General features: G+C 38.4%; 21 protein-coding genes. 8 read left to right on the top strand and 13 right to left on the bottom strand.

What is annotated here, in order from left to right:
- Window positions 1–81: 81 nt before the first annotated feature.
- From C9J45_RS06565 to C9J45_RS06580, 4 genes are all read right to left on the bottom strand, one after another.
- Window positions 82–846: an FNR family transcription factor gene (locus tag C9J45_RS06565; RefSeq protein ID WP_105060229.1), complete on the bottom strand. Its 765-nt coding sequence runs from the start codon at window positions 844–846 to the stop codon at window positions 82–84.
- Between the two features lie 74 nt (window positions 847–920).
- Entirely contained in the window at window positions 921–1,604 is a 684-nt protein-coding gene (locus tag C9J45_RS06570; protein WP_107208166.1) for a sulfite exporter TauE/SafE family protein, read from the bottom strand.
- On the bottom strand, window positions 1,597–1,818 hold the full coding sequence (ccoS, locus tag C9J45_RS06575; RefSeq protein ID WP_107260322.1) for a cbb3-type cytochrome oxidase assembly protein CcoS: 222 nt from the start codon (window positions 1,816–1,818) through the stop codon (window positions 1,597–1,599). The genes C9J45_RS06570 and ccoS overlap by 8 nt, the downstream gene beginning before the upstream one ends.
- Entirely contained in the window at window positions 1,819–4,215 is a 2,397-nt protein-coding gene (locus C9J45_RS06580; protein WP_107292326.1) for a heavy metal translocating P-type ATPase, read from the bottom strand.
- Between the two features lie 469 nt (window positions 4,216–4,684).
- Between C9J45_RS06580 and C9J45_RS06590 the strand changes: the two genes are divergently transcribed.
- Window positions 4,685–5,140 (top strand): hypothetical protein, encoded by a 456-nt coding sequence (locus C9J45_RS06590; protein ID WP_107287396.1) that lies wholly within the window; start codon window positions 4,685–4,687, stop codon window positions 5,138–5,140.
- 46 nt (window positions 5,141–5,186) lie between these two features.
- On the opposite strand, the gene C9J45_RS06595 is transcribed toward C9J45_RS06590, so the two are convergent.
- Complete coding sequence (locus C9J45_RS06595) at window positions 5,187–5,918, bottom strand: SDR family oxidoreductase (protein WP_107208162.1); 732 nt, start codon at window positions 5,916–5,918, stop codon at window positions 5,187–5,189.
- A gap of 145 nt (window positions 5,919–6,063) precedes the next feature.
- On the opposite strand from C9J45_RS06595, the gene C9J45_RS06600 reads away from it, so the two are divergent.
- The 5 genes from C9J45_RS06600 to C9J45_RS06625 all read left to right on the top strand — a co-directional run bounded on the left by C9J45_RS06600 (window position 6,064) and on the right by C9J45_RS06625 (window position 11,896).
- A complete protein-coding gene (locus C9J45_RS06600) occupies window positions 6,064–7,227 on the top strand; it encodes an FIST signal transduction protein (protein WP_107208161.1) in 1,164 nt (387 codons plus the stop codon).
- A 12-nt stretch (window positions 7,228–7,239) separates the two neighbouring features.
- Window positions 7,240–9,342 (top strand): PAS domain-containing hybrid sensor histidine kinase/response regulator, encoded by a 2,103-nt coding sequence (locus tag C9J45_RS06605; RefSeq protein ID WP_107287395.1) that lies wholly within the window; start codon window positions 7,240–7,242, stop codon window positions 9,340–9,342.
- A 968-nt stretch (window positions 9,343–10,310) separates the two neighbouring features.
- Entirely contained in the window at window positions 10,311–11,105 is a 795-nt protein-coding gene (locus C9J45_RS06615; protein ID WP_107208158.1) for a transcriptional regulator, read from the top strand.
- Window positions 11,098–11,535, top strand: coding sequence for a hypothetical protein (locus C9J45_RS06620; protein WP_107208157.1), 438 nt, complete (start codon window positions 11,098–11,100; stop codon window positions 11,533–11,535). The genes C9J45_RS06615 and C9J45_RS06620 overlap by 8 nt, the downstream gene beginning before the upstream one ends.
- A gap of 115 nt (window positions 11,536–11,650) precedes the next feature.
- Window positions 11,651–11,896, top strand: coding sequence for a hypothetical protein (locus C9J45_RS06625; RefSeq protein WP_107292327.1), 246 nt, complete (start codon window positions 11,651–11,653; stop codon window positions 11,894–11,896).
- Between the two features lie 45 nt (window positions 11,897–11,941).
- On the opposite strand, the gene C9J45_RS06630 is transcribed toward C9J45_RS06625, so the two are convergent.
- From C9J45_RS06630 to matP, 3 genes are read right to left on the bottom strand one after another with little or no spacing between them, the layout of a single operon-like run.
- Window positions 11,942–12,340, bottom strand: coding sequence for a PPC domain-containing DNA-binding protein (locus C9J45_RS06630; RefSeq protein WP_107260334.1), 399 nt, complete (start codon window positions 12,338–12,340; stop codon window positions 11,942–11,944).
- A gap of 55 nt (window positions 12,341–12,395) precedes the next feature.
- Window positions 12,396–12,701, bottom strand: coding sequence for a DUF3634 family protein (locus C9J45_RS06635; protein ID WP_107208154.1), 306 nt, complete (start codon window positions 12,699–12,701; stop codon window positions 12,396–12,398).
- Window positions 12,702–12,753: 52 nt separating this feature from the next.
- On the bottom strand, window positions 12,754–13,218 hold the full coding sequence (gene matP, locus C9J45_RS06640) for a macrodomain Ter protein MatP (protein WP_107208153.1): 465 nt from the start codon (window positions 13,216–13,218) through the stop codon (window positions 12,754–12,756).
- Between the two features lie 193 nt (window positions 13,219–13,411).
- Here matP and C9J45_RS06645 point away from each other — a divergent pair, with 193 nt between their 5' ends.
- Both C9J45_RS06645 and fabA read left to right on the top strand, forming a co-directional pair.
- The gene (locus C9J45_RS06645) at window positions 13,412–15,145 is read left to right on the top strand and encodes a Lon protease family protein (RefSeq protein ID WP_107246653.1); all 1,734 of its coding nucleotides are present in this window, start codon (window positions 13,412–13,414) and stop codon (window positions 15,143–15,145) included.
- 68 nt (window positions 15,146–15,213) lie between these two features.
- Complete coding sequence (gene fabA, locus C9J45_RS06650; protein ID WP_107208151.1) at window positions 15,214–15,729, top strand: bifunctional 3-hydroxydecanoyl-ACP dehydratase/trans-2-decenoyl-ACP isomerase; 516 nt, start codon at window positions 15,214–15,216, stop codon at window positions 15,727–15,729.
- 317 nt (window positions 15,730–16,046) lie between these two features.
- On the opposite strand, the gene rmf is transcribed toward fabA, so the two are convergent.
- From rmf to rlmKL, 5 genes are all read right to left on the bottom strand, one after another.
- Complete coding sequence (gene rmf, locus C9J45_RS06655; protein WP_005367875.1) at window positions 16,047–16,220, bottom strand: ribosome modulation factor; 174 nt, start codon at window positions 16,218–16,220, stop codon at window positions 16,047–16,049.
- Window positions 16,221–16,392: 172 nt separating this feature from the next.
- Window positions 16,393–18,378 carry a DUF3466 family protein gene (locus C9J45_RS06660; RefSeq protein ID WP_107292328.1) on the bottom strand — a complete coding sequence of 662 codons (1,986 nt, stop codon included), beginning with the start codon at window positions 18,376–18,378 and terminating at the stop codon, window positions 16,393–16,395.
- Window positions 18,378–20,312 carry an ABC transporter ATP-binding protein gene (locus C9J45_RS06665; RefSeq protein WP_107287392.1) on the bottom strand — a complete coding sequence of 645 codons (1,935 nt, stop codon included), beginning with the start codon at window positions 20,310–20,312 and terminating at the stop codon, window positions 18,378–18,380. The genes C9J45_RS06660 and C9J45_RS06665 overlap by 1 nt, the downstream gene beginning before the upstream one ends.
- A 5-nt stretch (window positions 20,313–20,317) precedes the next feature.
- Window positions 20,318–20,569, bottom strand: coding sequence for a glutaredoxin family protein (locus tag C9J45_RS06670; protein WP_107246656.1), 252 nt, complete (start codon window positions 20,567–20,569; stop codon window positions 20,318–20,320).
- On the bottom strand, window positions 20,563–22,707 hold the full coding sequence (gene rlmKL, locus C9J45_RS06675; protein WP_107246657.1) for a bifunctional 23S rRNA (guanine(2069)-N(7))-methyltransferase RlmK/23S rRNA (guanine(2445)-N(2))-methyltransferase RlmL: 2,145 nt from the start codon (window positions 22,705–22,707) through the stop codon (window positions 20,563–20,565). Before rlmKL ends, C9J45_RS06670 begins: the two co-directional genes overlap by 7 nt.
- Window positions 22,708–22,904: the final 197 nt, after the last annotated feature.

Here is a 22,904-nt window from a genome sequence, read left to right on the forward strand (position 1 = left end):
ATAAGAAATAGCGGATTAGCGAAATAAAAAAGCACCGTATAAACGATGCTTTAAAATTTAAAAAGGATAGGGCTAAAACGATTATTGTGGAGGTAATGTGTTACTTTTAGCCACACCAGCAAGACGAGCTAACTCATCGTGATCAATAATTGTAATGTATTTACCTTTTACACTTAACATCTCAGATTTCTGGAAACGCCCTAATAAACGACTGATAGTCTCAACCGTTAAGCCTAAGTAGTTACCAATATCACCGCGTGTCATTGTTAAACGGAATTCACGTGGAGAAAAACCGCGCTGAGAAAAACGTAGTGATAAGTTATATAAGAAAGCGGCAAGACGTTCTTCAGCATTCTTTTTAGAAAGCAGCAAGATCATTTCCTGATCGCCTTTAATCTCATTGCTCATTAAGCGCATGATTTGTTGACGAAGCTTTGGCATTTTACCAGAAAGATCATCAAGGATTTCAAATGGGATTTCACACACCATTGATGTTTCAAGTGATTGAGCAAAACTTGGATGCTGCATTTCATTGATCGCATCAAAACCTACTAAATCACCTGCAAGATGGAAGGCAGTAATTTGCTCGTCACCTTGTTCGGTAATGGTGTAGCTCTTAATGGTGCCAGAACGAATAGCATATAACGATTTTAGTTCGTCACCTGCTTTAAATAGCTCCTGACCTTTTTGGATCGGTTTTTTTCGTTCTATGATTTGATCCAGTTGGTCTAGCTCAGACTCATTCAGCGTGAAAGGAATGCATAACTGACTAATACTGCAATCTTGGCAGTGAATTGCACACCCACCTGATTGGATACGTTTTGTTGTAAGCTTGTCTGAAATCATATGCCTGTCTAACCAATTTGATGTAGGTCAATATTTTAACATATTATGAAGCATTATTACGAGTAATAAAAAGGTCACAATATTTGTTTGATTGCTATATAACCAGTTTGAATGCCATAAACCATTAATAATAATGCACTAACACGCCTAAAATAGAGGTTCTTTAGACATATTTTTAACTGTGTCGCAAAACCGCCAACCGCTAACATTGCAGGTAATGTACCTAACCCGAAAGCAAGCATTACTATTGCACCATTTAGAGCACTTCCAGAAACAGCTGCCCATGTTAAAGTTGAATAAACTAAACCGCAAGGTAGCCAGCCCCAGAGAAAACCAAATGGCAAAGCTTTTATCGGTGATTTAAGGGGAAGAAATGATGAGGCTAGTGGTGAGATATATCGCCATACCACTTGCCCAACACGTTCAATTTTGTTTAACCCAAACCACCATTGGCCAATATATAACGCTAAAATAATCATCATAATTGCTGCTAAAAAGCGCATGAATATCAATGGGCTATTAGATCCATTAATGGTAGCAATACTCGCAAGCATTGCGCCTATAATTGCCCCCGCAACTGTATAAGCGACTAATCTTCCAAAATTATAATTTAATAGATAAATCCAACGTTTACTGTTTTTTGTGTTTTCTGGCATACCGATTGTGATCGCAGCAGCAACACCACCACACATACCAATGCAATGGCCAGCGCCCATTAAGCCGATTAAAAAGGCAGCATAAAAATCTAAATTAACCATTATTGCTATCTTGATCGTTACTTGGATTTTTTTCTATTAATTCAGAATTGGAAACTGTGTTTTTATGTTTAGTATCATCTTCGTCGAACAAAATATCATATCCACGACGCTCTAAATCATCAAATTGCTCACTTTTCACTGCCCATAAAAATATACCGATAGCAATACAGACAAAAACAATAGCGATAGGTATTAATATGTAAAGACTTTCCATTTATTTTAATAACCTTAAAGAATTTGATACAACAATGATCGAGCTTGCTGACATACCGACAACGGCAAAATAGGGCGCCACCAGTCCTGAAATAGCCAGAGGTAGGATTATCAAGTTATAGCCAAGCGCCCAAGATAAATTTTCTCGAATAATTTTTCGAGTTTTCAATGCTAAAGTACGGGCTTCTAAGATACGTTCTAATTTATCGCCAACTAGTACCATATCTGCTGAAGATTTAGCTATATCTGTTCCACCACCCATAGCAACAGAAAGGTGAGCACCTGCGAGAACAGGGGCGTCATTGACACCATCACCTATCATTAATACTACGTCATCTGATAATAATTCGTTCAAATACGCCAACTTTCCTTGTGGTGTTTGGTTAGCTATAACCTCATCAATATTCAGTTGTTTAGCAACGTTATTGGCATGAACAGTATTATCACCCGTTAACATTGTTACGTTAATACCATGTTGCTGACATTGTTTAACTAAAAGAGCGCTTTCTTGACGGATTGGGTCGTCTAATTTAAATGCTGCAATAGGTTGCTGATTGCAAGTTAACCATACCGAGAATTCATTACTATTTTTAAACGATTGATTATTTTCAATATCAAGAGCAAAAATATATTTACCAATGCGCCACTCATCACCATTCAGCGTTGCTTTCAAACCACAACCAATCACATTCTCGACCTTATCAAAAAGTACGCTTTGTAGGCGATATTGGCTAAAAGCTTGAGCAATAGGGTGATTGGCGAAACGCTCTAATTCAGCAGCAATCATCAACGTTTTGTCTTGCTCTATGTTTCCGAATGTACGCGTTTCAACTAAGCGAATGTTACCTTCAGTTAAGGTGCCTGTTTTGTCTAATACCAGTCGATTAACGTTACATAGCGTTTCTAATACATGCCCTTGACGAAGCAATATCCCTAATTTACTAAGTGTAGACGTTGAACAGGTAATAGCCGTTGGTGTGGCTAATGATAGGGCACACGGACAGGTGGCAACTAAGACAGCTAATGTGATCCATAATGCATCATCAGGTTGATTTTGATGCCAATAATACCAAGTGCTAGCTGCGATAATCAGTATTGCAGCAACAAAATAGCGAGCTACATTATCGGCTAACTCTGCCACTTTAGGTTTTGAGAGTTGAGCTTCATCTTGCAAGCGTACGATATTAGAAATAAGTGAGTCATTTCTATTGACTGTAACTGTCATTGTGACATTGGCATCACCGTTAATCGTCCCTGCATACACCTTATCTCCAATCGCGCGAGTGACAGGCACTGACTCTCCCGTTAACATGGATTCATTAACGGTTGTTAATCCTTTATTTATTTCACCATCTGCAGGGAAATGCTCCCCAGGCAATATAGTGACAACGTCACCTATTTTAAGCGTTTTTGCTGCAACTTGTTCACCATTAGCAAGCGTAGCCATATTTGGTATGAGTTTTAACAAATTTGCACTGGCGGCCGCTGCTTGTCGACGGGCACGCATTTCTAAGAATCGACCCAATAGTAAAAAGAACGTAAACATTGAAATGGATTCAAAGAATACTTCGCCTTTATCCATAACAGTTGCGTATAAACTTGCACCGTAAGCAAACAATAAAGCGATTGAAACAGGTGCATCCATCCCTAATGTGAAGGCTTTTAGGCTTCTCCATGCATTAATATAAAAAGGGAGTGCTGAGTAGAGTAAAACGGGGGTGGCAAAAATTAGGCTTACCCAACGGAGGTAGTTTTTAAATTCAGTATCTAGATCGCCAAAGACTTCAAAATAGAGCGCAAATGCAAGCATCATCACCTGCATGGTAGCAATGCCCGCAATACCTAGCTTATACAAATATTGCTTCATTATGTTGTGGTATTGTAGCTCTTGAGCATCAGCTTCAAAGGGTGATGCTTGATAGCCAATATTATGGATAACCGTCAATAAATGGCTGAGTTGTACTTTTTCAGTATCCCAAACGAGCAATGCACGATTGGTCGTAGTATTTACACGAATGGAAATAACACCATCTTCGCGTACTAATTGCTTTTCAATTAACCATGCGCAAGCAGCACAAGAGACACCTTCAACAGAAAGGGACACCTCACTGAAATTTTGATCTGTCGTTCGTACGAAATCTTGCTGAATATCTGCATGATCATAAAGGGAGAGAGACTTAAACTGTTCGGGGACTAAATCGGCTTTTTCGGCAGGCTCAGTTCGGTACTCGTAATACGAAGTAAGGCCACTTTTAACAATCGTTGTTGCAACGGCTTCACAGCCAGGACAACACATAGATCGAAGTTGGCCTAATATTTCGACTTCAAATTGGCAACCACTAGGAACAGGATCACCGCAGTGGTAGCACTCATCATGAACATGTTTTTCTATTGTCATTCCTTACTCTGCCCGTACAACGAAGTCGGAGAAGGTGATGGTACGTCTACACGTCCTTGTAAACTCCAATCACTTTTAAAAGGTTCAATATCAACTAACCATGGGCCAATTAAAGATTCCGGTGTGATAAGTACCTTTTACGTAGGTCATGATCATTTGGCTAATATCTTTATCCGGAATAATTCGTATATTCGCATTAATATTTAAAGTATCAACCTCCCGAAAACGAGAACGAACTACATTAATAATAGTAATCCATATCCCCAAAAATGGTGACATTCGACCTTGCTCCTCTGATTACTCATCAAAACAAGATTCAAATTGCTATTTTTTTGTAGAAGTGGCATTTTCATTTCTCATAATACTTGAGCTAACACATTTTTCAGAGTGGGGTGACCACATTACATTTACGCTTAAGTAACAGTATGTGAGAATTTTGAGCTCTGTAACACAGGAATATTTGTAAAATATGGCAGCAGAAAAACTAACCCGTGGTCGTTTAATCCAAATAATAGTGTTAATGACTATATTGATTTCAGCTTTTTTTTGGAGAACAGTGACATATACATCTCCCGAAGGTGAAGATAGTCTTAAAGATGGAGTGAAAATATGTCAATTAGACACAACAAATTGTCAGTATTTGTTAGATGATAAGAACGTTGATGTACAGCTTTTAACAAAAAAAATATCTGCACAAGCACCAATTCTATTACAAATAACCAACATGGATGTTAAACCGTCAGCTACTGCTTCAGGTGTTTCAATGAATATGGGAACGGTACCCATTATGTTTACGCAGCATAATAAGAACACTTGGGTGGGAGAGTTTACCGTTCCAGCATGTACACATAACTCAATGGTTTGGGAAATAGATATAACGGCTAAAAACACGACAATGATTTCCCAATTTACCGTTACTAAATAATATTAGAAATAGCACTTCTTAATATGAACATTTACTGAAGTGCTATTTACTCGCAATAAATCATTTTCTTTGTCATCCCGCCATCCACAACAAAATTTTGCCCCGTTATGAAACCTTGGCTACAAAGTAAAAAATCAACCATTTCAGCAATATCATTGACATTTCCAACTCTTCCAGACAAGTGCTGCTGATGATCGATACCTCGTAATTGACTCGTATCTGTATGAATCCAACCCGGTGAAATACAGTTTACTTTTATATTAGGAGATAAACTCACAGCGAGTGCATGAGTTAATGATACCAATCCACCTTTACTTGCAGCGTAAGCTTCGGTGTTTGGTTCAGACTGTAGATATCTTGTTGAGCTCATATTAATAATATGTCCTTTACTTTCAGTAAGTAAAGGTAGGCACTGCTGACTCATGGCTAAAGGGGATGTTAAGTTAACATTTAAAATATGGTGCCATTCATCTAACGGTAATTGGTGTAAGGGAGTATTGTAAGGGTTGGAAATAGCAGCATTATTGATGAGACCATCTAGTCTTCCAAATTGACATTTCACCCAATCTAACGTGTTTTTAATATCCGATATTTGAGTAACGTCCGTTAAACGAAACCGAATACGTGGTTCTTCATTGACTAAATCATATCCGGCTTGCTCATTGATATCTAATGCGATAACGATAACGTTTTTTTGTGCCAAATATTTACAAATCCCTTTGCCGATACCATTAGCACCACCGGTGACAATAACGATTTTATTTAAGCTTAAATCCACTTTAATAATCCTTAGCTTACAAATATTTGCATCATGATACGATAAGATAAGCTAATCTAATAAGAGGTAGGTAAAATTCTGACTTAAAATGTGCAAATAACTGATAATATTAATCATGAGTTAATTCAAGGATGAGTCTATTGATATGGATATAACAACAAGTTACTCAATACAATCTTCATCTTTCGAAGCTATTAATGAGGCTATTGATAAGCTAAATCTAAAAATTGCAACGCCTTCTTTGCTGCTTATCTATTATTCTGAAAATTATGACATCAATATTTTCCAAGCCGAACTCAAAAAGTCATTTCCCCATACCGCTATTTTAGGTTGTACGTCATGTCAGGGCTTTATGACAAATGAAGGCTATTTTAGTGGAACAGGTTTAGCATTATGGGCAATTAATGATTATCACGGAGCATATGGCACGGCCATTATTTCGAATTTTGAGACGCCTTATGAAATGGCAAGGCAAGCAACATTAAAAGCGATTCATAATAGCGGTCGAGTTGGCGAGTTGCCATCACTCATTTTATTACATGCAACACCAGGTTACGAAGAACAAATTATTCAAGGAATAGAAAAAGAGTTGGGCTGTACCGTTCCTATTATTGGCGGCTCAGCTGCTGACGATTTCATTGCAGAGAAATGGCAAATATTTAATGTTGAACAACAAACAGGTCAGGGGATTGGTATCGCTGTTTTTTATCCGACCTGCGAAGTAAGCCTTTCATTTCATTCAGGTTATGCTAGTACAGGCTTATCAGCAATAGCCACTAAAGTTGAACATAGAGAAGTTATAGAGCTCGATAATAAACCCGCAGCGGATGTCTATCAACAATGGATGAAGATTCCATTTGATACCAACAGCAACATAATAAGTGAAAGCAGTTTAAATCCTTTAGGGCGTTTTGCTGGAGAATATTTTGATTTACCTTATTTTAAATTAGCTCATCCTGCACATATTACACAACGCAAGGGCATCGAAATGTTTGCTGAAGTAAAGCAAGGGGATCGCTTGTACTTTATGAACGGCACGGATGAACGACTGATTTCTAGAGCAAGTCGGGTAGTTAAAGCATCAAATGGTAATAAGCTTAATCCAATAGGTGGCATTACGATTTTTTGTGCCGGATGCATGTTAAAAATAAAAAATCGTATGGATGATGTTGCTAGCGGTGTAAATATTGCAATGTTAAATAAGCCTTATGTTTCTCCATTTACCTTTGGTGAGCAGGGGCAATTCATCAGTGGTGAAAATGCGCACGGTAACTTAATGATTTCAGCAGCTATTTTTCATAAAGGGTAGGTTGTTAATACTATGATAAGTTCTGAATCTGAAAAGCTACAAGAAACAGTCATTGATTTATTACGCAGTCAAGAACGAGAAAGCCAATTACAAGATGAGAATGAAGCCATCTTAGAAGGCATCTCGGCAATGGCGGGTGCGAATGATAAACGTCAAGTATTCAATAGCTTATTAGAAGTCCTACGCAAGTTTATTGGTTTTGATCAAGCACTAGTTCTTACTAGAGAAGACGAGCAAGAGCTGCTTGATGTGCTGGTCAGTACTGATAATCGTTTTAGTACAAACTCTTGGCTTATGGAAAGTACATTTAGACGAGCGATCAATGGTGAATGTATTGCACTATATTCTCCTAAAGATATTGTTGAATTTAGTACGCAATCGATTGAAGCATTAAATGACTACAGTTCGGCATTATTAACGGGGGTTAAAGTAAGCTCAAGTGATGCTGTTATGATTTTAATGAGCCACGATAAAAGTCAGTTCACACCAAGATGCAGGCGAGTGCTTAATAGATTTAGACCATTACTTGCACGTGCGATCATCGATATAGATTATCGAGAACGGCTGCAATCTTTAGTGGCAGCCCGAACTCAACAACTGACATTTAGTCAGCAACGATTTAAAGATTTTGCCAAAACAGCAGGTGATTGGTTTTGGGAAATTGATGTTGATTATAACTTTACCTATATTTCAGAACCTCAAGTCGCTAATACACAAATTGCCTGTGATAACTTTATAGAATTCTTTAATAACTACCCACTGTTCCAACAAAAAATGACGAATAAGCTCTCGCAGCAAGTTGTCTTTGAAGACGTAGAATGGAATCTTAGCGTTGATAATACTGAGCAGTGGTACAGCTTTAGTGGCACCCCTTATTTTGATAAGTATGGAAAACTACAAGGATTTCGCGGAACAGCTAAAAACATAACGAGCAGAAAAAAACGTTTATTTGACTTACAGGAAGCGCAAAAGCAAGCAGAAACAGCCAACAAAGCTAAATCTCAATTTATCGCAATGATGAGTCATGAGATACGAACACCACTTAATGCGGTGTTAGGTTTAATGGAATCGCTATCTTTATCTGGCTTGAATACTAAACAAAATCTTTGGTTGTCACAGATGGACCAGTCAGCACATTTATTGCTGACGATTATCAATGACATCTTAGACTTATCAAGAATAGAATCGGGGAGTTTTAGGCTTTTCAATAGTGATATTAATGTTGTGGAAAGTATAAGGCTTGTCTCTGATCAATTAGCACCACAAGCAACTAAGAATAATGTTCAATTTCAATGTGAAATTGACGATGCGATCCCTAAACAAATCTACGGTGACAAAAATCGAATTGCTCAAGTGTTATTTAATTTAATCGGCAATGCCGTTAAATTTACGAGTATTGGTTCGGTTCGCGTTGTTGCTCGTAAAGTTGACGATAACATTGAAATAGCAGTCATCGATACCGGTATTGGTATTGCTAAAGATGCACAAGCAAATATCTTTAATCCATTTCATCAAGCGGATGGAAGTATCACACGTCGTTATGGCGGCACAGGTTTGGGCTTGGCGATTAGCCAGCATTTGATCGAAAAGATGAACGGAACAATATCACTTGAAAGTGAATTAGGAACGGGAAGTTGTTTTAAAATTTCTATTCCTATTATTTATCCATCATTGAAGAGTTGTGAAGCTGACACTAAATTTAAAAATAAATCGGATTGCTCTTTAAATATTTTATTAGCAGAAGATAGTAACACCAATCAGTTGGTTGCTAAGTTGATGTTAGAGCGGCGAGGACATAAAGTTGCGATAACTAACAACGGAAAGGAAGCGATAAATGTACTGTTACAGGGTCACAATAAGTTTGATTTAGTGCTAATGGATATTTCTATGCCTATTTTAGATGGCTTAGAAGCAACAAAACAACTTAGACAGAGAAAAATTAGTATTCCAATCGTCGCATTAACCGCGAACGCGATGCAAAGTGACCAGAAAATTTATCATGATATTGGTATGGATGGCTTTTTAGCAAAACCAATCTGTTCAAACGAGCTAGATGCGTTGCTGGAAAAATACCAAGAACTTAAAGAAAACCAGCAATCAGAAAGTACGATTTAGAGATTCGTATTAATCGAATCTCTAGTAATTAACAGCAAGCTTTAAGTACAAGGCAAACTGAACATTTGCAGCAGTATTTAAAATTGATGTTAATTACCTATTTTATGGTAAATAGCCAATACTGTTAAATACAATAATCAACCCACAAGCAGAGTAGAGATATTAGATACAAAGTAGGAAAAACAAGATCATACATAGTTACCTCGACACCTTATTTAACATAATATACATAATGCGCACTTAGATTATAGGCCCCAAGGTAAAGTGTCTCTTTTCTGCAAAGCTAAAATGTCCTGTTTTTCTATAGTGATCAGTATCTGCTGATCAATGTGAGTTAAACAAAATATGTTGTGCTGCTCAGCTTCTTAATGTCATTGTTCGTCAGGTTCAACGATTAATAACACGCTATCGAGATCTTGGTGCTGTTGGTTTAGTGCATCAACGTCGTGGACAATCGCCAGGCAACAAAATTAATACTGATATACGCCATCAATGTTTAAACCTGCTCCACGAATATTACGCAGACTTCGGACCCACATTGGCACGTGAAAAATTGATTGAACGCCACGAATTGGATTAGAAACCTTACGCCAATGGATGATCGCTGATGGCCTTTGGGTGCCACCGGCAAACTGATGAGCTTACGTTTTAGCGAAACAGAATCTGCGTTTGATTACATAGTTGCCACGCATGCATATGTTGAACATCATGGCAAACCCACTGCTTTTTACAGTGATCGCCATGCGTAAGTAAACGGGATGCAGAAACCAACCGTGTGACTCAGTTTGGTCGTGTATTGCATGACTTAAACATTGAATTGATTGAAAAACCGAAAAATTTATAAACATATAATGATATGACAAGCAGATGGTTGCATCAATATAGAATTCGATACCTTTTTTGTATAAAATAGCCTCTCTTTTTGAGTAGTTATCCCCTTTGACAACTCTATTATTGATAAGTAAATAATGAACGATGAAGTAAACAACGGAATAGAACGTTTTGGTCGTTTTGATGTTGATTATTCGCGAAGAACGATCACCCGTATAAGTGATAATGCTGTTTTAAAAGTCTCACGCTCAGAGACTCATATCTTTGCTTTATTAGCAAACACCGCAAACAATACTGTACATAGAGAAACATTACTAAAAGAGTGCTGGCAAGGAAAAGTAGTAACGAATAATTCGTTAACTGTAGCGATAAAAAACCTTCGCACTTCATTTAGTAAAATCGGTGAGCATAATATCATCACAACTGAGCCAAAACTTGGTTACTCAATTAGAGAAACCTCTCTGCTTGATGATGGTTCTCATCCGCCTCTGTCTGAAGATATTAGTAAACATATAGAAGCTCATGAAATTGCAGAAAAGTTAGAATTAGAAGAGCATCAAGAAAGCATTATTGATAAACCAGTAATTACTGAGAAGAAAAAAAAATTCAGCTTACTCAATAAATTAAATACATTCAGCCTATTTGATTTTCTGATTGTTTGCTTTTTCTTTTTAGCTACTTTATTTGTCTGTTACCAGTACTTATTTTTTGTTAATACAACAGATGTTGATGGTATATCTGTTAATTATAATGGCGTTGAATTACCAAATCCTGTTACACAGGCAATCATTGATTATAAAGCAGGCGATATAAGTCAATGGTATGCATTCCCTATCGGTGGATTGTGTGAGCGTTATAAATTAATAGGTGTGCATAATGAGCACTATATTGACTTAACTTCACAGGTGAACCAGGAGCAGTGCGATGCTTAAAAAAGCTTTCCTTGGCATATTCCTAGCTCTATTGTTTATTATTGTCCAAGCGATTTTTAATGCTGTCAGCACACAGTCGGCATATTTATTTACTAAGGAATACCCTGCTTTTGGCTCTGAAATTATAAAGGTTGACCTAAATGATGGGCGAATTAAGATTAATACAATTAGAAAAGATAAAGAAAATCGAGTTATTTCATCATCTTTATTTAGTGGTGTATTTTTAAAAATTCAAAATCATTATTACACTTTTGGTGTTAAGCAATTAAATAAAAGTCGTGAAGTCGATTTCACTTTTAGTAACTTCTATATTGATTATCTTCGAACAAAAGAAGCTGTTTATATATCCGATGACAGAGGTATTCTAGAGCTAGCTTCAGGTAAGTCTATTTACCTAAGTAGCCTACTATTAGGTCAAAAGATACGCTAAAAATAAGCCGGTGTTTGCCGGTTTATTTTTAGCTAGCAACGCTAAGTTATAGTGCGTTAGGGTGGTGACGTTTTGATTAAAAATTGATATATTATAGAGAGTTAAGGAGTATCTAATGGCAATAACAATCCGTGATATCGATAAGCATTATTATATGATTGCGTCTCTTAAATCATTAACGAATAGTAATGTTACAACCAAAGCGCTGATAAAAGGTGGCTATTTAGCCGTAGATTTAGGTCAACAATTAGAAGATGAACGACTAAAAAGAATAAAAGCAGAGAGTGAACTTCAGGAATTAAAGCAAAAGTTTTCATCTTATATCAAAAGTAAAGAAGAGTTATTAGATGCATTAAAGTAGATTTAATAACAAGTTAAACTTATCTTTAACTTGTTATTATTCGCTTCACTTTGCACAAATTTTCAGCTCATCAAATCGTGTTGATTCGTCATACTCTCGGTTAAATGATAAATTTGTATAACTCGCAATACAAACTTCTGCAGTATAAGAAACAATACTTCCATCAACAAGATGGCCACCTATTACCTGCCCTTTTTTATCAGCTACCGAAATATGAAGATGGACATGCTGTGGTGTTAATGTTCCTGATAATGTAAGAATTTCCAGAGGGCCAGAAACCTCTATTGTCTTAGATTCATCAGCCAATCGTATAATCACTTTAGACAAACAACCAATGCCTGAAAGTAAACTTCCGGCTTGGATCTTATTGTCTTGTACAAAGTGCAGAATACTCTTTTTAAGATCTTTACCTTGGGTTAATCGAAACGCGTATGGAATAATCACAATTGACTCTTTTAAATAGTAAGTGTAATAAACGTTTTATTACACTTACTTCCAATTAAGCACGTTTGCCCTTTTTAGTTGAATGAGAGCTATGAGGGAAAACATTACGAATACGTTGCTTTGTTTTACTTGGAATATCCTTTGAAAAATCAATTTTTGTAGTGAATCGATTTTTATAAACTTTGATATGACCACTAAAAGGTGTTTTATGTGCGATTTCTTTACACGCTGTTTGAAAGCCAGTCGGTACACTCCCTTTCGTTTTTATCAGTTCGCCATTTTCAAATTTCAAAACCATAATAGGACGATCTTTAAAGACGATAAAAATAACAACTACTGCTAAAACAAGTACATATTCCATTTGCTTACTCCTTAAACGTAACCTTTAAAAGAACAGCAACCACCAAAAAACGTTATTTATCAAAGGATTCAATGTTCAGTAGTTCTGTCAGGTTATTCTTGATATCACTAACCTGTTTGTTAGCTCGCTCTGTTCGGTTACTTTCACTGATCAAATATTCGATAGTATCGGATAATGTAGAACCTAACTCTTGCGATTTTTCTGCCAACTTTTCCCAAACACGGAAATCTAAATCGATTGATTTTTTTCGTGTATGTACTTGTTCTGCATTAAAATGGCGCTTTCTTTTTGCTCGAATCGCTTGTTTTAATTTATTTTCAAGCGCAGGAGACATATTTGAACCAATCCATTCAATCACTTTTGTTGGTTCGTGTTCAATATCGAAAAGAGCCTCAACAGCAGCTTCTGCTTCACTGCGATCAATAAAGCGTGTAATTGATTCGCCTTCCTTGTGTTTTTTTACTAAATAAGCCCATTTCCAACCGGATTCAAGATTTTCAAGCTGCTGATATTTCATAAAATTACAATTTTCTCATCGTCAACGAAAAACGCGTTACAGTGTAACTCTGACATTCTTAAATAACAATCACCTATATAGAATAACCGATTGTTTTTATGAAACATAAATATAGCTCATAAGTTTCTATTATGAGCTCTTTGATTGTTTTATACTGCTTACCTTTTCACAGTAACAATAGAAAGCTAAATTTATGCATGAAGAATCTTGGCGTACAATGTTTCCTGATTATAGCCAGTACCAAACAACTCTAGAACATTATAGTAATCTTGAACCCGCGACAGTTGGTACTCTTCAACCTCGACTATCAGATGCCGTACGCCGCTTCAGCGCGCTTAATTTACAGCCTCGTATTCTACGTATTACGGCGCCTGATAACACGTTGTATCGTGACTATATTATTGAACTCATAAAAAAATACCAATATCAAAGTAGTAATAATACATCTAGCTCACAAACGAGTGAAAATGAGCAACCGATCATCATCGCGGGTGATGATATTACTGCTGAAAAACTATTTGGTGCCGTCTATCCTGCTCTAGAGTCAAATAGTTTAGCAAAACCAAGCGTTAAGCATGGTTTATTACACCAAGCAAATAATGGATATTTGATTTTATCAATCACCGCCCTTCTCAGTAATCCATCGTTATGGCCGCGTTTAAAAAGCGTACTAATGGACGGCATGCTAGATTGGGAGGCCGCTAACAAAAAAGTACTATGCCCCTTACCTGCGCCTGAGAAGGTAAATGTAAAACTGGTAATCATTGGTGATCGTCATTTAATGGCAGAACTTGATCATGCTGAGCCTGATCTTGCCGCTGGTTTTGCTATGTACGGTGAATTTGAACAAGATCTCTTATTAAACGAATCCAATCTTGAAGAGTATCTTCGTTATATAAAGGCGATTATTACTCATCATAAACTGCCAGACTTGGCTGATACGGACGCTGTAACTGCACTGCTATGTGCAGGTGCGCGTTATGCTGAAGATCAAACACGCTTACCACTTTGTTTGCTTTGGCACCTAAATCTATTGTCTGAAGCAAGTATAGAGACAGACGGCAAAGTTTTAACGGCAACGAATATTAAAGCATCACTTCGCGCTAAAGAATATCGTGAGTCTTATTTGCCAGAACGCGCTATTGCTGATATTCACCATGGCCAAGTCCTGATTGCTAGTGAAGGTAAAGAAGTGGGTCAGGTTAATGGTTTAACCGTGGTTGAAATGCCTGGACACCCAACAGCCTATGGCGAGCCTGCTCGTATTTCTTGTGTGGTTCACTTTGGTGACGGCGATATTTCTGATGTCGAACGTAAAGTTGAACTGGGCGGAAATATTCACGCGAAAGGCATGATGATCATGCAAGCGTTTGTTGCAACAGCGCTAGATTTAGATCAAGCCCTGCCTTACTCAGCGTCCATTGTTTTTGAACAGTCATACTCTGAAGTCGATGGTGACAGTGCCTCTCTTGCAGAACTCTGTGCATTAATGTCTGCATTATCTTCACAGCCTATTAATCAGCAAATAGCGGTAACCGGTGCTGTTGATCAGTTTGGCCGTGTACAAGCTGTAGGTGGGATTAATGAAAAAATCGAAGGCTTCTATAAAGTGTGTGTTCATCGAGGGTTAACTGGTAATCAGGGTGTTATATTACCAAAGACTAACTTGAGTAACCTTTGTTTAAATGATGAAGTCATTGAAGCAATAAAAGCGAAGCAGTTCCACATCTGGGCAATAGAGAACGTTGATGAAGCGATCCCTCTTTTAACGGATAAGCCATTCCGTAGCGAGAATGATGAAGATGAAACGATTTTATCTTTGATTGAAGAAAGAATTGATTATTTCCACCATGGTGACCTTTCAAATGAGATTGGTCTGTTAAATCGCCTACGTTTACGTATATCTAACTGGTTTGTCCAGAACTGATCCGAGTTGTTTAGCTTACACGTGTAAGCTAAATTGCTCCCATACATTTGAAGGAGTAATTGATTCTAATGACACGCCAGCATTCTTATACACACGAAGAACTTGTCGCTTGTGGCAACAGCGAACTATACGGTCCTGACTTCCCATCATTACCATCAGATAACATGCTAATGATTGACCGTATCGTAAATATCACCGATAAAGATGGTGATCACGGCAAAGGTTTTATTGTCGCCGAATTAGATATCAATCCTGACTTATGGTTTTTTAACTGTCACTTTAAAGGTGATCCTGTAATGCCTGGTTGCCTTGGTCTTGATGCAATGTGGCAACTAGTAGGCTTCTTCCTTGGTTGGTCTGGCGGTGAAGGCAAAGGTCGAGCACTGGGTGTGGGTGAAGTTAAATTTACAGGTCAAATTCTCCCGACAGCCAAAAAAGTAACTTATGAAATTCAGTTTAAGCGTGTTATCAACCGTAAGCTAATCATGGGTGTTGCTGATGGCCGTGTACTGGTAGACGGTAAAGAAATCTACGTTGCTAAAGATTTAAAAGTGGGTCTTTTTAAAGATACTGACAATTTCTAATCAGTGTGGCGAATCTAAATACTCAGCCCTGAGGCATTTATGTCTCGGGGCTTTTTTTATCCACCAGCATAATAACCTTGTATCTCTTCTACGTACTTATCCGTTACATGACTCTGACAAATCAACGAATTAAAAATAATAACACTCTTTATTTTGCAATCACAAAAACAAGAAAATAGCCATTAATACTCATTTGATTGCAGTCTCTGTAATGTGTCTTAAGTAGATAAATCAAGAATGCTATCATTTCTTATTATGCATAAAAAAGCCCCTTCTCCTAAGGGGCTGCAGAATAGGGTTAACCATGAGGGAGGTTATTATTTGTAGAGACCTTGTTGTAACTCTTCTCTAGCGTCTCGCCAACCACCTAGCCAGTTAGTACGGGCATCTGTACCTTGGTACGGACATGCATCTGTAGAACGGCCATTTAATCCGGCTTGATAACCTCGAGCCTGCGCACGTTCTAAACGATCCCGCTTTTGTCTCTTCATAGTTCGGTCCTCATCCTTATCTGTATATTACTTTTCATTATCATTACATAATGATGGAGTTTTTATGTCTCCACTTATAAAAATGGGTTATTTCGAACAATTTATCAAATTTAAAAACGAAACAAGCCCACAAAATGTGAGCTTGTTGGTATAACATAATTTATTTTAAAAATTACTTACGGCGTCTGAAACCAATAAAGCCTAACGCTGTCAAAGCCAAAATGCCAAGCGATCCACCAGAACGTTTTACTGGCTCCTCGTCTTCTGTTTTACGAACAATAATATCTTTATCCGTCGCATTTGCCTTAGGAACAAGCTTAATCGCAACCTGCTTTTCAGTCACAGAACACTGCGCTTCTTTAGTTAAGTTTTGATAACCACCAGCACAGTAATTTGCTGTTGCTGAAATAACACCTGCGTCGTTAATATCGGTTGCAGAAATAATACGGTAAGAGTTTGCAACCGTATTCGCTGCACCGCCATCATTGGTTAAGTCATCTAGCATCCATACACTACCAGCCTTTAGCGGCCCTTGCGCTGCAGAGCCTGCAATGTAGGTAAATGCACGATGACGACGCTCAGAGCCATCAATTTGGTTCTTCGTTTCTGAATCAACCCAACCTACAATCTGATCATTATCATTAATTGCTGTTGCATCACCATTTGAACCACGGAAGAATAATGGGCTTATAGATGTATCAAGGAACTTAGTCTGGTTCGTTGCTTTATCAAAGATAAACATTTTTTGTGGAATCGAACGGTTTTCAGCATTATGACTCTTTGCAATACCAACAACTTTAAAGCTCGAGTTGATGTCGTTAGCCATTGTGTATTGATAATTACGATCATCGCCAGTTGAAATATTTAACCCAGGAACAAAAGTTTGTGTCCATTTCGTTAAATCAGCACTAGGTTCAAAGTATGCGGCTTGCATAACATAAGAATCATTACTATTGGTATCGCGAGATGCATAGCCTACAGCAACAGGAGCGTTATTGACCATAGCAACCGCATTAGCAGATGCCTGTGAAGAAACATCATCATGATCAGGGTCAACAGCTGCTAAATTTGAACTAATAACACCTGATTTAACAAGATTACCTGTATTATCAACAACCCAGAAAGCAGCTGCATTAGCAAAAGTACTAAACTGGCACTCAAACGTACTGTACAGATTAGAAGGATTATTCACACATTTAGCGAAGGTATCTTTGTTGAAACCTAAACCTATATTAATGTTATCTGTATTTGGCTCTCGCGAATCAAGATTTTGAGTAAATGTTTGACCAAAAGAAGATGAACCCACAACTAACAAATTACCGTCAGTCGTTTCTACTGCCCCATTCGCTGTCGTCTGCCCCATATTTTTAACAAATGCATCGCCCGATACAGGCGCTAATAATGATACTGGGGTACCATCATTATTTACAAAACCACGTTTAGCAAAAGCACGAGGATTTACCGAACCATTCTTAAATACGGCTGAAGTTGACGTACCAAAACTGTAATTACCCACGATACCTTCAAGAACGGCATCAGTAGTATTTGCTTCGATATCACCTAGTGTTTTATCAATTGAAGTATAACCACTAGCTTCATCAGCTTTGGTTGTAACAGCTGCCCCATTTTTAAGTGCAAGAGCATTTGAATGGTAACCATTTAACCATGTCTGTTGAATATGTTGTAGACCACCTAAACCTTGACCGTCTTGAACATCATCAATATTGTAGTCATAACCGTAATACTCATTATCAGCCCAAACATTACAGATGTTGTAGCCTAAGTTATCACGACAGTAACTATATAACCCATTCCAATCATCGATGAACTGACGATTCTCATTATATGCTGTGGTATCAGATAACGGCGTACCTTGAGTACCACGTCGAACGGTTCCCGCAACATCATATGAATCAGCATTACAGTTGTTACCTGTAAAGCAATTGTCGCCTTCAGCAGATGGTTTAATACCCGTAGTAAAAGCTGAAACAGGTGTACTATCTGCATTTGCCTGTGCACTCGGGAAATATGCTTGAGCTGCAAGTTGATCTGATCCTGCAGTTGAAACAGGGACAATATCATAAACAGCAGCGCTAGCTTGAGAGGCACCAGCAACGAGGATTGCAAGTGTTGATAGTTTTAACATCTTATGTGGCATTAGGATTCCTTTTGCATCGCTTCCAATTCTTCCCATCGTTCAAAGGCAACTTCAAACTCTTCTTCAAGCTTAGCTAAACCTGTAAGGATGGCTTGTGTGTCATTTTTCGGATCGGAGAAAAATGCAGGATCATTAATTTGTTCCTGAATTTTCGCGATTTCATTTTCCAAGTCTTCAATTTTTTGCGGCAAGCCAGCTAACTCATGTTGAAGAGTAAAAGATAGCTTCTTACCTGCGCGTTTAGGTGTAACATCTTTTTGCTTTTGTTCTTGAGCAGCTTTCTTGCTCTTCTCTAATTCGATTTTTGCAGCCTGCTCTCTTGCTTGATTGGCATAAGAATTCGCACGCTGAGATTGTGCATCATGGTAACCGCCAACGTATTCGTTAACAACGCCCTCACCTTCAAAAATCCAGCTTGTAGTCACAGTATTATCAACGAATTGACGATCGTGACTCACTAAAAGTAACGTACCTTGATAATTGGCAAGTATATCTTCTAAAAGTTCCAATGTTTCGATATCTAAATCGTTCGTTGGTTCATCAAGAACCAGCAAATTATTTGGTTTTAGGAACAATTTCGCCAACAATAGTCGGTTCTTCTCACCACCAGACAGCGCTTTAACTGGCGTACGAGCACGACGAGGGTGAAATAGGAAATCTTGTAAATAACCTAGCGCATGACGAGTTTTACCGTTAATTGTCACTTCTTGCTTACCATCAGCAAGGTTATCCATTACGGTTTTCTCTGGATCGAGAATTTCACGGTACTGGTCAAAATAAGCCACTTCTAGCTTAGTACCACAGTGGAAGTCACCCTCAGTTGCTTGCAGTTTATCCAGCATCAGTTTAATTAAGGTACTCTTACCACAACCATTAGGACCAATTAAGGCAATACGATCGCCACGCATAACATTAAAGCTGAAATCTTTAACGATTTGCTTATCGCCATAGCTATAACCGATATTCTTCGCTTCAAAGACAATCTTACCTGAACGGTTCGCGTCTTGTAGCTGCATATCCGCTTTACCTACAACATCACGACGCTCTGCACGTTCATTGCGCAATGCTTTAAGTGCACGAACACGACCTTCGTTACGAGTACGACGCGCTTTAATACCTTGCCTTATCCACACTTCTTCTTGTGCTAGTTTTTTGTCAAATAATGCGTTTTGTTCTTCTTCTACACGCAATAACTCAACTTTTGCCTCTAGGTAACCTTCATAGTCACCAGGGAAAGACACTAATTGGCCACGATCTAAATCAACGATACGAGTCGCCATAGAACGAATAAATGCACGGTCGTGCGAAATAAAGATAATTGAACCACGGAAGTCTTTTAGAAAACCTTCTAACCATTCAATCGTTGTTACATCAAGGTGGTTTGTTGGCTCATCAAGTAACAAAATATCAGGATCACACACTAGCGCACGAGCAAGTGCTGCTTTACGTTGCCAACCACCAGACAAATCAGTAAGAAGTGTATTCGGTTCAAGCTTCAAGCTTTCAAGTACTGCTGCAATACGCGTATCTAACTGCCAACCGTTATGGTGATCAACTTGCTCCTGAATACGCGATAGTTTATTAATGTTTGCTTCACTAGGATCGGCGGTGACAAGGTCCAATTGGTGATGGTACTCACGCAGAACACGACCTGCATCAGCAAGACCTTCCGCTACATAATCAAATACAGACCCTTCCGCATTACGCGGTGGATCTTGCTCTAAACGAGAAACCACCAGCTCATTTTGACGTTGAATACTACCGTCATCGAGTAATACGTCACCAGCAATCACTTTCATTAATGTTGATTTACCAGCGCCGTTACGGCCAACAAGACAAACACGCTCATGTGGCTGAAGAAGAAATTCTGCTTTATCGAGTAAAGCATGATCGCCATACGCTAGTTGAGCGTTACTAATTTTTATAAGTGCCATCGTAATTAACCAAGCTTATTTGTTATTAACCATGTTTTTAATGAATCTGTATCAAAGGGCCAGCCCAATTCAGGAACATTACGATCATGATTTTGAATAGAGAGTACAGGTATAGTTACACCGTAACGAGAAAACAGTGCGTCATCAAATGCGATATCAACAATATCAACTTTATCTTTAAGTCCAACCTCTACGAGCAGACGGTATGCCTGCTCGCAAAGGTGGCAGCCTTCCGTGCTATAAAGTGTGATTAACACTCGTCTTCCTTGTGAGTAATAATCCAACAGTTATGGATTTGCTTATTCTTAGCAAAGTCCATTGGCAATGTTTTATTTGAGATATTCTTCGCCTGTAAGCCAAGTTCATTAATCTTATCTAAATCCATCTTGAACTGACGTTTATTGTTTGAGAAAACAATTTGACCATCAGGACGTAGCATGCGCTTTAGGTTTTCCATTAACATGATGTGATCACGTTGAATATCAAACGTCTGCTTCATACGCTTAGAGTTAGAGAACGTTGGTGGATCGATAAAAATCAGGTCGAAAGTATCATCAACTTCTTGTAGCCACTGTAAACAGTCAGCCTGAACATATTCATGTTGTGGGCCTACCTGATTATTAAGCTCCATATTCTCTTGAGCCCAACGAAGGTAAGTATTCGACATATCAACGGTAGTTGTTGTCTTTGCACCACCGACAGCAGCATGAACAGTTGCAGATCCTGTATAAGAGAACAAGTTAAGGAAATCCTTACCTGTTGCCATTTGGCCAAGCATACGACGCGTAATACGGTGATCAAGGAACAAACCTGTATCTAAGTAATCATAAAGATTCACTTTAAGTTCAACACCGTACTCTTCAACAATCATGTGGCGCTCTGCACTTGATAGCTTCTGGTATTGGTTCTTACCTTTTTGACGCTCACGGACTTTAAGAATAACTTTATTGCTTTCTACACCCGTTACTTCAATTGTCGCACGCAACACATCCATAATACGACGACGTGCTGTTTCTTCAGAAACAGATTTAGGCGCTGCATATTCTTGGATAATTAAGTAATCTTTGTACTTATCAATCGCGGCATTGTAGTTAGGTAAATCAGCATCGTAGATACGGTAACATTCGATACCTTCACGTTTTGCCCATTTATCTAACTTAGTAATGTTCTTTTTAAGACGGTTCGCGAAATCAGGCGCGACCTCTTCTTGAACGATGACACCCTCAGATTGCCCTTCTTCTTTCTGAACACTACCTGCAGTGATCAAATAAGTTTTAAGTACACAATCTAATGCGCCGTTACGAAGCTTAAATTGCTTGTCTGCACGCATACGCATACAACTTAACAATTCGTTCGAACCTGAATAAATGGCAGCAACAGAACCCGCAAAAGCGAGTTTTAAACGGTTACCAAATTCTTTGTACAATGCAATAAGTTCAGGGGTTGTACCTAAACGTTCACCATATGGAGGGTTACAAAGAATAATGCCTGTTTCGAACCCTTCAGGGCGAACAAGCTGTGTGGCATCGCCATATTCAAAATCAATCAGATCTTTAACACCAGCACGACCCGCATTATCACGAGCAATCGCTAATACACGACGATCCATTTCACGACCAAAGAACTTGGTCGTGACTTTTGCAGGACCACGACGAGATTTAACCGTTGCTTCTGCATGGATCTCTAACCAAGCTTCTTGGTCAAAGTCTTTGATTGATTCAAAGCCCCAACACTTACGTTTAAGACCTGGTGCAATTTCAGCGGCTATCATCGCAGCTTCAATCACTAAAGTACCTGAACCACACATTGGATCTAACAATGCTTGTTCTGGTGTCCAGCCACTTTTCATAACAAGTGCAGCAGCATGGGTTTCACGCAGTGGTGCTTTACCCGCTTCACTACGGTAACCACGTTGGTGTAAACCGCTACCTGCCATATCAAGACCAAGAATACCTTTCTCACCAGATAGACGCATATGAATACGTAGATCAGGACGCTCACGGTCGATATTAGGACGACGTAAATCCGCTTTTGTAAATCGGTCTACAATCGCATCTTTAATTTTCATTGCACCGTATTGGCTATTACGGATTTCGCGGTTAGTACCATTAAAATCGACCACAATACGTGTATTGCTATCAAAATAGTTCATCCAGTTGATAGCTGTTGCACCTAAGTACAAGTCCATATCATCACGAACGTTAAATTCACTCAGTACTTGAATGATACGTGATGAGATTCGTGTCCATAGACAACAACGGTAAGCTGTTGCTTGTTCTGCTTTGAAACGGACACCGGCATGCACAACTTGAATGTTCTGTGCACCTAATTGTTCTAATTCATCCGCAAGCAAATTTTCAAGGCCGCGGGAAGTAATCGCTAGATATTGATTCATGGAGTTCTTTTCACACTAATATTGCGAGGAATTATAACTGAAATCACAAAAAATGCCTCGTCAAAACCATAATGAAATGGCTCATTTAGGAAAAAAAATTCATTCTTCAATCAGTACGTTCTCAATCAAAGAGGATGTAACAACAAACATCTTCACTTACCTGCAAAACTTGCGACCAATACAACGCTAAAAGTCAT

This window comes from Photobacterium sp. GB-1 (assembly GCF_003026165.1).
GTDB lineage: Bacteria > Pseudomonadota > Gammaproteobacteria > Enterobacterales > Vibrionaceae > Photobacterium.

Coding starts and splice junctions, on each gene's coding strand:
- C9J45_RS06565 (WP_105060229.1), bottom strand. CDS start 846: ATGATTTCAGACAAGCTTACAACAAAACGTATCCAATCAGGTGGGTGT.
- C9J45_RS06570 (WP_107208166.1), bottom strand. CDS start 1,604: ATGGTTAATTTAGATTTTTATGCTGCCTTTTTAATCGGCTTAATGGGC.
- ccoS (WP_107260322.1), bottom strand. CDS start 1,818: ATGGAAAGTCTTTACATATTAATACCTATCGCTATTGTTTTTGTCTGT.
- C9J45_RS06580 (WP_107292326.1), bottom strand. CDS start 4,215: ATGACAATAGAAAAACATGTTCATGATGAGTGCTACCACTGCGGTGAT.
- C9J45_RS06590 (WP_107287396.1), top strand. CDS start 4,685: ATGGCAGCAGAAAAACTAACCCGTGGTCGTTTAATCCAAATAATAGTG.
- C9J45_RS06600 (WP_107208161.1), top strand. CDS start 6,064: ATGGATATAACAACAAGTTACTCAATACAATCTTCATCTTTCGAAGCT.
- C9J45_RS06605 (WP_107287395.1), top strand. CDS start 7,240: ATGATAAGTTCTGAATCTGAAAAGCTACAAGAAACAGTCATTGATTTA.
- C9J45_RS06615 (WP_107208158.1), top strand. CDS start 10,311: ATGAACGATGAAGTAAACAACGGAATAGAACGTTTTGGTCGTTTTGAT.
- C9J45_RS06620 (WP_107208157.1), top strand. CDS start 11,098: ATGCTTAAAAAAGCTTTCCTTGGCATATTCCTAGCTCTATTGTTTATT.
- C9J45_RS06625 (WP_107292327.1), top strand. CDS start 11,651: ATGGCAATAACAATCCGTGATATCGATAAGCATTATTATATGATTGCG.
- C9J45_RS06635 (WP_107208154.1), bottom strand. CDS start 12,701: ATGGAATATGTACTTGTTTTAGCAGTAGTTGTTATTTTTATCGTCTTT.
- matP (WP_107208153.1), bottom strand. CDS start 13,218: ATGAAATATCAGCAGCTTGAAAATCTTGAATCCGGTTGGAAATGGGCT.
- C9J45_RS06645 (WP_107246653.1), top strand. CDS start 13,412: ATGCATGAAGAATCTTGGCGTACAATGTTTCCTGATTATAGCCAGTAC.
- fabA (WP_107208151.1), top strand. CDS start 15,214: ATGACACGCCAGCATTCTTATACACACGAAGAACTTGTCGCTTGTGGC.
- rmf (WP_005367875.1), bottom strand. CDS start 16,220: ATGAAGAGACAAAAGCGGGATCGTTTAGAACGTGCGCAGGCTCGAGGT.
- C9J45_RS06660 (WP_107292328.1), bottom strand. CDS start 18,378: ATGCCACATAAGATGTTAAAACTATCAACACTTGCAATCCTCGTTGCT.
- C9J45_RS06665 (WP_107287392.1), bottom strand. CDS start 20,312: ATGGCACTTATAAAAATTAGTAACGCTCAACTAGCGTATGGCGATCAT.
- rlmKL (WP_107246657.1), bottom strand. CDS start 22,707: ATGAATCAATATCTAGCGATTACTTCCCGCGGCCTTGAAAATTTGCTT.